Source organism: Kitasatospora sp. NPDC059577, from assembly GCF_042735475.1.
Classification (GTDB): domain Bacteria; phylum Actinomycetota; class Actinomycetes; order Streptomycetales; family Streptomycetaceae; genus Kitasatospora.
Genome location: NZ_JBHWBZ010000037.1, coordinates 46,508 through 59,107, shown reverse-complemented (window position 1 = coordinate 59,107; position 12,600 = coordinate 46,508). Strand labels below are relative to the sequence as shown.

Genomic DNA, 12,600 nt, shown 5'->3' with positions numbered 1-12,600 from the left:
CCCCGCGGGGCGCGGGGGGGGGCCCGTTCCCGCGGCTCAGGGGGGGCCGGGGGGGGGGCCCCCCGCCCCGCCGCGACCGGTCCTCCGCGCGGGCGCCGGGGCCCGAGGCGACGGCCCCGCCGGTCATCGCGCCGATCGACACCCCGCCGGGCGCCGGTGCCGGGGGAGTGCTCTCCTCGTCGTGCCGCACGTGCTGCTCCTCGCTCGTGTCGATCCCGAACTCCCCCCGCCGTGGTGGCGAACGGAGGTACTAGGTCCGGACAGGACCTAGGAGGGCTTGCCGCCGGACGGCGGGGCCTCCGGGGCGCCGGACCGGGCCGTGCCCCCGTTGGTGGCGACGGCGCCGCCGCTCATCGAGCCGATGTGGATCCCGCCCTCCATCACCTGGATCACGTTCTGCTCGAAGCGGTCGGTCTCGTACCCGGCCTGCTCCAAGGCGACCCGCAGACCCCCGATGATCCGCTCCTCGATCGACTTCACGTACCGCCTGACGTCCAGCTCCTGGAAGATCGAGACGGCCGGTGAAGTGGCGGCCTCACGCAGCGAGACCACCGGGCGGGCGGCCACGGCCGCCGGTTCGTCGTCGGCGGCCGACCCGCCCGTCGCCCGCCCGCCGCCCGGCCGCAGCAGCGCGCGGAGGGCGGCCGGCCCGGCGGTGAACGCGGACATCGCCGAACCGCGGCGGCCCGCCCGGGTGCCCTGCTGGGCCACCGCGTCCGCCAGCAGTTCGTAGTCGCGCCGGATCGGTCCGAGCACGTGCGGGACGACCTCGACCATCAGCAGGTTCCCCTGGGTGTGCACCCGCAACTGCAGGGTCGTCACCACCTGTTCGTCCCAGGCGCCGACCCGGACGCGCAGGAAGTGCCGACGGCGTTCGCCGCCCTCGTCCACCGCCTCGGCGATGTGCCTGTCGATCTCCGCCTCCGCGCGCGACACCTCGCGGCGCGCCGGACCGTACGGGAGGTAGACGACGTGTGTGATCTCCAGGTCCTTCAGCCGGTCCAGGCTGGACTCGGCGGCGGCCTGCCGCAGCTCGGCCAGGCGCGGGGTGACCAGTTCGAGGACGGTCCGGGCGGTGAGGCCGCCCCCGGGGGCCACCGGGCCGGTCCCGCGGCGCTTCAGCTCCAGGGTGAACGACCAGACCTTGAAGGGGAATCCGGCGCCGAGGAAGGGGTCGGCCGGGTCGTAGACGATGAGCGGCGAGTGCTGTTCGGCGGCGATCGCCCGCCACAGCTCCCGGTAGCGCGGCCGGTCGGGCAGGCGGCGCGGATGCTGCGGGAACGCGGTGCGGGTCAGCTCGCTCCGGATGACCTGGGCGATCCTCAGCCGGTGCAGGCCCACCGTGGCCGCGAGTGCCAGCGGGAACAGCGTGCCCTCCCAGACCCCTTCCTTCAGCGTGAGCAGGGCCAGCGTCCAGTAGAGGACCTGGGCGATCACGGCGAGGGCGGAGAGGAACCCGCCGGCCGTGCGCCGGACGTCGGACGGCCGGGTGCCGGCGGACGAGGCGGGGGCGTACAGCGCGTGCTGCCGGACGTCCGCGGGCTTGGCGTACCAGGACAGCAGGCAGACCACGGCGTAGAGGACGGGGAAGGTGGCCGTGAACGGCGGCATGTACTGGGAGATCGCGGCGAACACGGTGTCGGCCGTCGACTCACTGCCGTACGGACCCCCGTCGTACCCGTGGGTCAGCCCGTTCGCGTACTCCCTCCAGTAGCTGCCGTCCGGCGGGTTCCGGATCAGCGGCCAGTAGACGGTGCAGAAGAAGCCGAGCCAGACCGTGGCGAGCGCCGCGCCGGTGCGGACCTCCAGGGCCCGGGCCCGGAGGGCGTGCGCGAGGACGGTGACCAGGTCGAAGCCGAGCGACGGCGGGACGGAGCGTTCGTCGTGCTCGACCAGTTCGCCGATGACGCGCCGGCGGTAGTCCGGGTCGAGGTAGACGCCGGCGCAGAGCAGCCGGGTGGCCTCGGACGTCGCGTACGGTGACGTCGGTGGTGGTGGTGGTCCGTCGGGCGGTGGGAACGGTGCGGGCGGCTCGTCGGGCCGCACCGGCCCGGGCTGGAAGGTCATCCGCCTCCCCCTCTGGCGTGAACCGACTGGCCGTGATTATGGACCTCCTGACGGACCGTCGGCCAGTAAAAAAGCGCACGGGAATCGCGAAGGCCCCCGGGCGGAGGGGATCTCCGCCCGGGGGCCGGGGCGCGCCGGACCGGTGTACAGTCCGTGACCGGTCAGTTCGGGGTCAGCACTCGATGACGTTCACGGCGAGGCCGCCGCGCGAGGTCTCCTTGTACTTGATCTTCATGTCGGCGCCGGTCTCCTTCATCGTCTTGATCGCCTTGTCCAGCGAGACGTGGTGCCGGCCGTCGCCGCGCAGCGCCATCCGGGCCGCGGTGACGGCCTTGACCGACGCCATGCCGTTGCGCTCGATGCAGGGGATCTGGACCAGGCCGCCGACCGGGTCGCAGGTGAGGCCGAGGTTGTGCTCGATTCCGATCTCGGCGGCGTTCTCGACCTGCTCGGGGGTGCCGCCGAGGACCTCGGCGAGGCCGCCCGCGGCCATCGAGCAGGCGGAGCCGACCTCGCCCTGGCAGCCGACCTCGGCGCCGGAGATGGAGGCGTTCTCCTTGAACAGCATGCCGATGGCGCCGGCCGCGAGCAGGAAGCGGACGATGCCGTCGTCGTCGGCGCCCGGGATGAAGTTCAGGTAGTAGTGCAGTACGGCCGGGATGATGCCCGCCGCGCCGTTGGTCGGCGCGGTGACCACCCGGCGGCCGGAGGCGTTCTCCTCGTTGACCGCCATCGCGTAGAGGGTCACCCACTCCATCGCGTTGGCCGGGCCGATGCCCTCGGCGCGCAGCGTCCGGGCCGCCGCGGCGGCCCGGCGGCGGACCTTGAGACCGCCCGGCAGGATGCCCTCGCGGGTCATGCCGGCCCGCACGCACTCCTGCATCACGGACCAGATCTCCAGCAGTCCGGTGCGGATCTCCTCCTCGCTGCGCCAGGCCTTCTCGTTCTCCAGCATCAGGCCGGAGATGGACAGGCCGGTCTCCCGGCTGAGCCGGAGCAGTTCGTCACCGGTGCGGAAGGGGTACTTCAGCGCGGTGTCGTCGGGCTTGACCCGGTCGGCGCCGATCGCGTCCTCGTCGACGACGAAGCCGCCGCCGACCGAGTAGTAGGTCTTCTCCAGCAGCGTGGAGCCGTCCGCCGCGAACGCCCAGAGGGTCATGCCGTTGGCGTGGTACGGCAGCGAGCGGCGGCGGTGCAGGACCAGCTGGTTGGCCGGGTCGAAGTCGATGGAGTGCTCGCCGAGCAGGTTGATCTTCTTCTCGGCGGTGATCCGCTCGACGTCCTTGTCGGCCTGGTCGACGTCGACGGTGCGGGGGGAGTGGTTCTCCAGGCCCAGCAGGACGGCCTTGGGCGTGCCGTGGCCGTGACCGGTGGCGCCCAGGGAGCCGTACAGCTCGGCGCGCACGCCGGTCACCTGGGTCAGCAGGCCTTCGGTCCGCAGTCGGCGGGCGAACATCCGGGCGGCGCGCATCGGGCCCACGGTGTGGGAGCTCGACGGGCCGATGCCGATGGAGAAGAGGTCGAAGACGCTGATGGCCACGGGGGACGTCCTTGTCTGGTCTCGTGGAAGGACTTGCTGGCATGGGGGCACAGGACGGGGCACCCCGCACTGTCCAGTGTGCGGGGTGCCCCGGGGTGCCACGTACGCGGGAGGGGTGAGCCCGGTCACCTACCGGCCGGTCACCTGCCGGCCGGTGGGCCTGCCGGCGGGTCGCCCCGCCCGCCGGTACCTACTCCTGGTTGGCCAGGGTCGGGTACAGCGGGTACTTCTCGGCCAGCGCGGTGACGCGGGCCTTCAGGGCGTCGGCGACGGTCTCGTCGAAGGCGGGCTTGAGCGCCTCGGCGATGATGTCGGCGACCTCGCGGAAGTCCTCGGCCTGGAAGCCGCGGGTGGCCAGGGCCGGGGTGCCGATCCGCAGGCCCGAGGTGACCATCGGCGGGCGCGGGTCGTTCGGGATGGCGTTGCGGTTGACGGTGATGCCGACCTCGTGCAGGCGGTCCTCGGCCTGCTGGCCGTCGAGCTGGCTGTTGCGCAGGTCGACCAGGACCAGGTGGACGTCGGTGCCACCGGACAGGACGGACGCGCCGGCCTCGGCGACGTCGGCCTGCAGCAGGCGCTCGGCCAGGATCCGGGCGCCGTCCAGGGTGCGCTGCTGGCGCTCCTTGAACTCCTCGGAGGCCGCGACCTTGAAGGCGACCGCCTTGCCGGCGATCACGTGCTCCAGCGGGCCGCCCTGCTGGCCGGGGAAGACCGCGGAGTTGATCTTCTTGGCGTACTCGGCCTTGGACAGGATGACGCCGCCGCGCGGGCCGCCCAGGGTCTTGTGGGTGGTGGTGGTGACCACGTCCGCGTAGGGCACCGGGTTCGGGTGCAGCCCGGCGGCCACCAGGCCGGCGAAGTGCGCCATGTCCACCATGAGCAGCGCGCCGACCTCGTCGGCGACCCGGCGGAACGCGGCGAAGTCCAGCTGGCGCGGGTAGGCGGACCAGCCCGCGATGATCAGCTTCGGCTGGTGCTCCTTGGCGAGGCGCTCGACCTCGGCCATGTCGACCTGGCCGGTCTTCTCGTCGACGTGGTACGCGGCCACGTTGTAGAGCTTGCCGGAGAAGTTGATCTTCATGCCGTGGGTCAGGTGACCACCGTGGGCCAGGCTCAGGCCCAGGATGGTGTCGCCCGGCTGGATCAGCGCGAACATCGCGGCGGCGTTGGCCTGCGCACCGGAGTGCGGCTGGACGTTGGCGTGCTCGGCGCCGAACAGGGCCTTGATGCGGTCGATCGCGATCTGCTCGACCACGTCGACGTGCTCGCAGCCGCCGTAGTAGCGACGGCCGGGGTAGCCCTCGGCGTACTTGTTGGTGAGCACCGAGCCCTGGGCCTCCATGACCGCCACCGGGGCGAAGTTCTCGGAGGCGATCATCTCCAGGGTGGTCTGCTGGCGGTGCAGCTCGGCGTCGACCGCGGCGGCGATCTCCGGGTCGAGGGCGTGCAGGGACTGGTTGAGAACCGTCATGGTGTGTTCTTCCCGGTGGAGGAGGAAAGGGGGCCCCGGTGGGGGCGGGCCGACGCGTGGGCGGCCCGCCCGGTCACGAACGGGTCAGGCCTTGATGAAGGCGTTGTACTCGTCCGCGGTGAGCAGCTTGCCGGTGGACGCGACGCGCACCTTGAACAGCCAGCCGCCCTCGAACGGGGCGCTGTTGACCAGACCGTTGTCGTCCAGGACGTCCTGGTTGACCTCGGTGACCTCACCGGTCACCGGCGAGTACAGGTCGCTGACCGACTTGGTGGACTCCAGCTCGCCGCAGGTCTCGCCGGCGGTCACCTCGTCGCCGACCTCGGGCAGCTGCACGTAGACGATGTCACCGAGAGCGTCGGCGGCGTGCTGCGTGATGCCGATGGTGGAGACGCCGTCCTCGGCGTCGGTCAGCCACTCGTGCTCTTCGGTGTACTTCAGGTGCGAGGGGTTGCTCATGGCGTCATTCTCCAGGATGGGAAGCGGGTACGACGAAGCGGGCCGCCGCGCGGAAAGCTTCGACGTGCGGGTACGGGGAAAGGGGACGGTCGGCGGGGTCGCTCAGCGGGCGCGCTTGTAGAACGGCAGCGCCACGACCCGGACCGGCTCGTGCTTGCCGCGCACGTCCACCGCGACGGTGGTGCCGGGGGCGGCGTGGGCCGCGTCGACGTAGGCCATCGCGATCGGCTGCCCCAGCGTCGGGGACGGCGCACCGGAGGTGATCCGGCCGATCGGGGTACCGTCGGCGGAGACCACGGTGTACTCGGCGCGCGGGACGCGCTTGCCGTCGGAGACCAGGCCGACCAGCACCTTCGGCGGGTTGGTCTCGGCCGCGGCGGCGGCCTGCTCCAGCGCCTTGCGGCCGATGAAGGCGCCCTCGTTGGTGGTCTTGTCGAAGCGGACGACCCGGCCCAGGCCCGCGTCGAACGGGGTGAGGTCGGTGGACAGCTCGTGCCCGTACAGCGGCATGCCCGCCTCCAGGCGCAGCGTGTCGCGGCAGGACAGACCGCACGGGACCAGGCCGCGGCCCTCGCCGGCGGTGGTCAGCGCCTGCCAGATCTCCTCGGCGTCGACCGGGTGGCAGAAGACCTCGAAGCCGTCCTCGCCGGTGTAGCCGGTGCGGGCCAGCAGCACGTCGCGGCCGGCCACCCGGGCCGGGAGGATCGCGTAGTACTTGAGGCCGGGCAGGTCGGCCTCGGTGGTGTCGGCCAGGATCGCGGTGGCCTCCGGGCCCTGGACGGCGATCAGCGCGTAGGTGTCGCGGTCGTCGGTGACGACGGCGTCGAAGCCCTTGGCGCGGGCGATCAGCTCGTCGAGGACCAGCTGGGCGTTGGAGGCGTTGGCGACGACCAGGAAGGCGTCCTCGCGCAGGCGGTAGACGATCAGGTCGTCCAGGATGCCGCCGTCCTCGGCGCAGATCATGGTGTAGCGGGCGCGCAGCACGCCCAGCGCGGAGACGAAGCCGACCAGCGCGTGGTCCAGCATCTCGCCGGCCTGGGGGCCGGTGACGGTGATCTCGCCCATGTGGGAGAGGTCGAACAGACCGGCCTTGGTGCGGACGGCGAGGTGCTCCTCGCGCTCGCTGCCGTAGCGCAGCGGCATGTCCCAGCCGGCGAAGTCGGTCATGGTCGCGCCGAGGGCGCGGTGCAGCGCGTCGAGCGCGGTCAGGCGGAGGGACGACATGGCCAGGAACTCCTCGGTCGGGGCACTCAGGGGTGCACGCGCCGGACCGGACCCGCTCGGGGACCGACCCTGCGCGCGGGCATGCGGCGGCGTGGGTCTCCCCATCTGTCGTCGAACCTGAGAGCTTCACCGCACGCCGGCCCGCAGCTGATTCCAGCTTGGGGGACAGCATGGCGGCTTGCACCGTGGGTGGGCGTACGACAGGGCCGTGCGCCGCTTTCCAGATGTGCCTAACCCGTGCGGTAGGGGGGCCTGAGAGATTCCGGGGAGGACTTGCTCCTTCGGCGCCGGCCGTACCGCTGCTGCGGCACTCCGGGCTCTCCCGCGCGGGTTCGAGCGGCCGGTATGGAGTTGTGGGGCCCGCGGCGCATGCCGTCGGACGCGCACATCATGGCACGTCCCGGGCGAGGAAGGGAGGGGGGACCCGGTCACACGGCGGCCGCGCGCCCGGGCGGACCGCACCCGCCCGAACACGTGCCCCCGTCCCCCCTGCCCCGGGCCCTAGACTGCTCCGCGTCGGCGCAGCAGAGGGCGGCCGACCGGCAGAGGGCGGAGTCGGCGGCGCATGGGGTACCCGGTGGAGCAGCAGCAGGGGTGGGGCGGTCCTGAGGGCGCGCCGGCGGGCGGTACGTGGCCGGCCAACGAGCTGGAGCAGGTACTGACCGCGGCCCTGGGTGACCCGGGCGCGACGCCGCGGGTGATCGAGGTGCTGGCCCGCAGCCAGGTGTGGGTGCCGCTGCCCGCGGGAGCGGACCCGCAGGGGCAGTCGCTGGACCTGCCGACCGTCGAGCTGGCCGGTGAACCGTACGTGCCGGTGTTCTCCTCGCAGGAGGTGTTCCTGCAGCAGGCGCCGGGGATGGCCTTCGCGATCGCGCCGGTCTGGGAGTTCGCCCGCGGACTGCCGCTGGGCGTGGGGATCGCGGTGAACCCGGAGGCGGCGGTGGGCATCCCGGTGCCGCCGGAGGGCGTGGCCGAGCTGCGGCGCGGTCCGCGCGAGGACCGCTGGGAGGGCGCCGAGGATCCGGCGCCGACCGGCGGCCGGGTCGCGCTGCGCGAGCCGGTGCCGGGCGAGGACCCGGAGCACTTCCTGGCCGCCTGCCGGGCCGAACTGTCGGCCCTCCCCGGAGTGTTGACCGCCCGCAGGGCGCTGGCCAGCATCGAGGGCGAGCCCACCGTGATGTTCGTGGGCGTCCAGTTGGATCCGGCGGCCCCGGCCGACCCGGCCGCGGTGAACGACGCGCTCGGCCGAGCGCTGGGAACCGCGCCGCTGCCGGGCGGCGTCCACCTCGTACTGCTCGACCTCGCCGACGACCCGGTGGTCGAGTGGCTGCTCACCCGGGTACTGCCTTTCTACACGCGGGTGTGAGCGGCTTCGTATCACAGGCACGTCGCCGTGGCGGTGGCCGGTGCCGCGCCATAGGGTGCGTGCAGACGGCCGACGGGCCGGCGGGTTCGAGGAAAGAGGCGCGGCGAGGTGGGCGCATGAGTGCGGGAACGGGAGCGGGCGGGGTGCCGGGGCCCTGGAGCCACCAGGCACCGGCCGGGCGCCCGGGAGCGGATCCCGGCGTGTTGGAGCACGCCCTGCGCGAGGTCGCGCCGGAGCGCTACGACGCGTACGAGCGACTGCTGCACGCGCTGGCGGACGGCCGGGTCTGGATGCTGCTCTGGCACGGCACGCCGGGCAGCCCGGACGCGCAGTACGGGAACATGGAGATCAGCGGCCACGGTTACGCGCCGGCCGTCACCTCGCCCGAGCAACTGGCCGCCTCCGGCTGGGCGCGGGCCCACGAGGTCATCTCCGGCCCGGAGATCGCCGCCTCGCTGTACCGCACCCGCTGGGGCCTGTGGCTGAACCCGCACGCGCCCGGCGGCGGCGTCGGCGTGCCCTGGGCCGATCTGCGGCGGGTCGCCGCGGGCCTGGACCGGCTGCCCGCCGGGCCGCTGAAACTGAGCGAGCCGCAGCTGAACGCCCCGCAGTTCTTCGCGTTGCTGGAGCGGCAGGCCGCCGAGGTGCGCGCGGTCCGGGCGCTGCGCCGGGCCTGGGTGCAGCCGGCGGTGGGGGAGCCCTACCTGGCGATCGGCCTGGACCTGTACGAGAGTTCGCCGCCCGCGGTGGAGGCGGTGCGTGCGCTGATGCAGCGGGCGATCGCGGTGGCCCCGGAGGGGCTCGCGGTGTCCACGGTGGCGATGTCGGACGAGTACGACCCGGTGGCGCTGTGGATGCGCGCCAACGCGCGGCCGTTCTTCGACCGGGAGGCCGGCCGCCCGGCGACCGGTCCGTACCCGCCGGTGCCGCCGCCCGCGTACCCGGGGCCGTCGATGCCCGGGCAGCCGACGCCCGGGTGGGCGTACGGCACGCAGCCGCCCGCGCAGGGCTGGCAGCAGCAGCCCCAGCAGCAACAGCCCCAGCGGCCGTGGCCCGGTTACCCCGGGCGCTGATTGCCACCACCGTTTCTCGCCGTAATCTCCACCGCGAAGCCGACTTGATTGTCCGTCAAGTCGGCTTCGATGCTTTCCGGACGAATTTCCGGATTGGGCGTCCGGTCATCTTGACATGCCTGTTACAGCCATGTGAAGAGGGTTATGCCGGAGATCGTGGAGGTGCATGCCTGCAGATCACAGTTGGGCATCTGTCGGTTGTCAGGTCTGGCGTAAGCCAGTTCGCATGGCAGAGAGTTCTGCGCAACGCACCGCGCGTACTGGAACCCCACAAAGGTGATCGCGCACGCCGACCCGCTTGTCCACGCGAAGCCCATCCCGCGTGTGGCAGTGCCCGTGCACGACGCACTGCCGCGAACACCCGCTCCTCCTAGCACCTTTCGCACGTCCGCAGCCGCACCGCCGAAGCCGGCGACCGGCACCCGTGGGCCGGCCACCGTCGGCGAGGGGACCAACTGACCATGACCGCATCCGTGACCACCGCCGGGAACGAGCCGGAGGCAGCAGCCGCCGAGAGCCCGGCCAAGAAGATCGAGGGCCGCTCCCTCGGCCAGATCGCCTGGACCCGCTTCAAGCGGGACAAGGCCGCCGTCATCGGCGGCGCCGTGGTGATCCTGCTGATCCTGCTCGCCGTGCTGGCCAAGCCGATCGAGTCGATGTTCGGGCTCGACCCGGACGCCCTCCACCAGGACCTGCTGGACGCCGACCTCGGCGGCCTGCCGTTCGGTGACTGGGGAGGCATGAGCTGGGACCACCCGCTCGGGGTCGACCCGCTGCAGGGCCGTGACCTGCTCACCCGCGTGATCGAGGGCTCCTGGGTCTCCCTGCTGGTCGCGTTCGGCGCGACCGTGCTGTCCAACACCATCGGCACCGTGCTCGGCATCATGGCCGGCTACTACGGCGGCTGGGTGGACACGTTGATCAGCCGCGTCATGGACGTCTTCCTCGCCTTCCCGCTGCTGCTGTTCGCGATCGCGATCTCGACCTCGCTGCAGGGCGGTGCGTTCGGCCTGCACGGCCTCCCGCTGCACATCCTGGTGCTGATCTTCGTGATCGGCTTCTTCAACTGGCCCTACATGGGCCGGATCGTGCGCGGACAGACCCTCTCGCTGCGCGAGCGCGAGTTCGTCCACGCAGCTCGCTCCCTCGGCGCCCGCGGACCGTTCATCCTGTTCAAGGAACTGCTGCCCAACCTGGTCGGTCCGATCCTGGTCTACTCGACCCTGCTGATCCCGACCAACATCCTCTTCGAGGCCGGGCTGAGCTTCCTCGGCGTGGGCATCCAGCCCCCGCAAGCCTCCTGGGGCGGAATGCTCCAGGACGCGATCCGGTACTACCAGGTGGACCCCCAGTACATGGTGGTCCCCGGTCTGGCGATCTTCATCACCGTGCTCGCCTTCAACCTGCTCGGCGACGGGCTGCGCGACGCCCTCGATCCCAAGAGCAACTGACTCCGCGTCAGGACCCTCCACCGTCTCCACATCCTCAAGGGGTTGATCTTTCCCATGCGTAGGTCCCGTACCGTCGCCCTGACCGCGGCGGCCGCCGCCGCGGTCCTGGTCGTGACCGGTTGTTCCAGCTCGTCGAAGAGCGGCGACGCCTCCTCCTCGTCCACTTCGGGCGGCGGCGGCGGCGCCAACGCGGCCACCAAGAACATCGTGAACGCCTCGGACAAGAAGGGCGGGACGGTCACCTTCGAGATGAAGGGCACCCCGGACTCGCTCGACCCGGGCAACACGTACTACGCGTACATCTACAACTTCTCGCGGCTGTACGCCCGTCCGCTCACCACGTTCAACCCGGCCGCCGGCGAGGAGGGCAACAAGCTCGTCCCGGACCTCGCCGAGTCGATGGGCCAGCCCAGCGCGGACGGCCTGACCTGGACGTACAAGATCCGCAAGGGCCTGAAGTACGACGACGGCACCCCGATCACCTCGAAGGACGTCAAGTACGCCGTCGAGCGCTCCAACTTCGCGCCGGACGTGAACTCCAACGGCCCGACGTACTTCCACGACCTGCTGGTCGACAACGACACGCCGTACGCCGGTCCGTACAAGGACAAGGCCGGCGGTCTGAACTCGATCGAGACGCCGGACGACACCACGATCGTCTTCCACCTGAAGCACCCGTTCGCGGACTTCGACTACCTGGTCAGCGCCCCGCAGACCGCGCCGGTCCCGCAGGCCAAGGACACCGGTGCCGACTACGTGAAGCACATCGTGTCCTCGGGCTCCTTCAAGTTCGAGTCCTACGAGGACGGCAAGCAGGCCGTCCTGGTGCCGAACACCAACTGGGACGCGAGCACCGACCCGATCCGGAAGCAGCTTCCGGAGAAGATCCTGCTCAAGATGAACATCGACCAGGCCACCATCGACAAGGACCTGCTGGCCGGCAACGCCCAGGTCGACCTGGTGGGCGGCGGCGTCGACCCGCAGACCCAGGCGCAGATCCTGCAGAACCCGAAGCTCAAGGCCAGCACCGACAACGCCTACGGCGGCCGTCTGGTCTACCTGGCGATCAACTCCAAGGTCGCGCCGTTCGACAACGTCGACTGCCGCAAGGCCGTCCAGTTCGCGATCGACAAGGTCTCGGTGCAGACCGCCGAGGGCGGCCCGATCCGCGGCCAGATCGCCAACACGGTGCTCCCGCCGGACATCCCGGGCCACCAGGACTTCAACCAGTACGAGACCAAGGACAACAAGGGTGACGAGGCCAAGGCCAAGGACGCCCTGAAGGCCTGCGGCAAGGACAGCATCAACACCGTCATCTCGGCCCGCACCGAGCGCGCCACCGAGGTCGCCGCGGCCACCTCGATCCAGGCCGCGCTGAAGAAGGTCGGCATCAACGCCGAGATCCAGCAGTACCCGCAGGGCAAGTACCTGACCGACAGCGCCGGTGCCCCGCAGTTCACCCAGGACCACAACATCGGCCTGATGATGATGCAGTGGGGCGCCGACTGGCCGACCGGCTACGGCTTCCTGCAGCAGATCGTCGACGGCCGTGCGATCAAGCCCTCCGGCAACAGCAACCTGTCCCAGCTGGACGACCCGGCCGTCAACAAGATGATCGACGACGCCGCCGTCAACCCGGACAAGGCGGCCCGCGAGAAGATCTACGGCGACATCGACAAGAAGGTCATGGACCAGGCGGTCATCGTCCCGCTGACCTACTTCAAGGTCTTCCTGTACCGCCCGGACAACGCCACCAACATCGCCTCCACCCCGGCGTTCTCCGGTGAGTACGACTACCTGAACATCGGCACCACCAAGTAAGAGCCTGGCTCCGCATCCCTGAAGGCAGGTGAAGGCAGCGGCGCCCGCCGCCGCCGGGGGTGCACGCGCCCCGCGGGCCGCCGCCCGCCCCGCCCCCGGGCCCGGGCCGCGATGATCGGGATCATCGA

General features: G+C 71.5%; 9 protein-coding genes and 1 riboswitch. Of the genes, 4 read left to right on the top strand and 5 right to left on the bottom strand.

Annotated features, from left to right (window positions below):
- Positions 1-267: 267 nt before the first annotated feature.
- The 5 genes from ACFV0O_RS25730 to gcvT all read right to left on the bottom strand — a co-directional run bounded on the left by ACFV0O_RS25730 (position 268) and on the right by gcvT (position 6,761).
- Positions 268-2,067 carry a hypothetical protein gene (locus ACFV0O_RS25730; protein WP_380345659.1) on the bottom strand — a complete coding sequence of 600 codons (1,800 nt, stop codon included), beginning with the start codon at positions 2,065-2,067 and terminating at the stop codon, positions 268-270.
- A 172-nt stretch (positions 2,068-2,239) separates the two neighbouring features.
- The gene (locus ACFV0O_RS25725; protein ID WP_380345657.1) at positions 2,240-3,607 is read right to left on the bottom strand and encodes an L-serine ammonia-lyase; all 1,368 of its coding nucleotides are present in this window, start codon (positions 3,605-3,607) and stop codon (positions 2,240-2,242) included.
- Positions 3,608-3,797: 190 nt separating this feature from the next.
- Positions 3,798-5,078 (bottom strand): serine hydroxymethyltransferase, encoded by a 1,281-nt coding sequence (gene glyA, locus ACFV0O_RS25720; RefSeq protein ID WP_380345655.1) that lies wholly within the window; start codon positions 5,076-5,078, stop codon positions 3,798-3,800.
- Between the two features lie 84 nt (positions 5,079-5,162).
- Entirely contained in the window at positions 5,163-5,537 is a 375-nt protein-coding gene (gene gcvH, locus ACFV0O_RS25715) for a glycine cleavage system protein GcvH (protein WP_360254127.1), read from the bottom strand.
- Positions 5,538-5,639: 102 nt separating this feature from the next.
- Entirely contained in the window at positions 5,640-6,761 is a 1,122-nt protein-coding gene (gene gcvT / locus ACFV0O_RS25710) for a glycine cleavage system aminomethyltransferase GcvT (RefSeq protein WP_380345653.1), read from the bottom strand.
- Between the two features lie 230 nt (positions 6,762-6,991).
- Positions 6,992-7,096: riboswitch (glycine riboswitch) on the bottom strand.
- Between the two features lie 230 nt (positions 7,097-7,326).
- Here gcvT and ACFV0O_RS25705 point away from each other — a divergent pair.
- From ACFV0O_RS25705 to ACFV0O_RS25690, 4 genes are all read left to right on the top strand, one after another.
- Positions 7,327-8,127: an enhanced serine sensitivity protein SseB C-terminal domain-containing protein gene (locus ACFV0O_RS25705; RefSeq protein ID WP_360254131.1), complete on the top strand. Its 801-nt coding sequence runs from the start codon at positions 7,327-7,329 to the stop codon at positions 8,125-8,127.
- A 116-nt stretch (positions 8,128-8,243) separates the two neighbouring features.
- Positions 8,244-9,200 carry an enhanced serine sensitivity protein SseB C-terminal domain-containing protein gene (locus ACFV0O_RS25700; protein WP_380345650.1) on the top strand — a complete coding sequence of 319 codons (957 nt, stop codon included), beginning with the start codon at positions 8,244-8,246 and terminating at the stop codon, positions 9,198-9,200.
- A gap of 461 nt (positions 9,201-9,661) precedes the next feature.
- A complete protein-coding gene (locus tag ACFV0O_RS25695) occupies positions 9,662-10,651 on the top strand; it encodes an ABC transporter permease (RefSeq protein WP_380345648.1) in 990 nt (329 codons plus the stop codon).
- Positions 10,652-10,705: 54 nt separating this feature from the next.
- Entirely contained in the window at positions 10,706-12,472 is a 1,767-nt protein-coding gene (locus ACFV0O_RS25690; RefSeq protein WP_380345646.1) for an ABC transporter substrate-binding protein, read from the top strand.
- The last annotated feature ends 128 nt before the right edge of the window (positions 12,473-12,600 follow it).

Bases quoted from the DNA above. Each gene is read 5' to 3' on its own strand.
- ACFV0O_RS25730 (WP_380345659.1), bottom strand. From the start codon at position 2,067: ATGACCTTCCAGCCCGGGCCGGTGCGGCCCGACGAGCCGCCCGCACCG.
- glyA (WP_380345655.1), bottom strand. From the start codon at position 5,078: ATGACGGTTCTCAACCAGTCCCTGCACGCCCTCGACCCGGAGATCGCC.
- gcvH (WP_360254127.1), bottom strand. From the start codon at position 5,537: ATGAGCAACCCCTCGCACCTGAAGTACACCGAAGAGCACGAGTGGCTG.
- gcvT (WP_380345653.1), bottom strand. From the start codon at position 6,761: ATGTCGTCCCTCCGCCTGACCGCGCTCGACGCGCTGCACCGCGCCCTC.
- ACFV0O_RS25705 (WP_360254131.1), top strand. From the start codon at position 7,327: ATGGGGTACCCGGTGGAGCAGCAGCAGGGGTGGGGCGGTCCTGAGGGC.
- ACFV0O_RS25700 (WP_380345650.1), top strand. From the start codon at position 8,244: ATGAGTGCGGGAACGGGAGCGGGCGGGGTGCCGGGGCCCTGGAGCCAC.
- ACFV0O_RS25695 (WP_380345648.1), top strand. From the start codon at position 9,662: ATGACCGCATCCGTGACCACCGCCGGGAACGAGCCGGAGGCAGCAGCC.
- ACFV0O_RS25690 (WP_380345646.1), top strand. From the start codon at position 10,706: ATGCGTAGGTCCCGTACCGTCGCCCTGACCGCGGCGGCCGCCGCCGCG.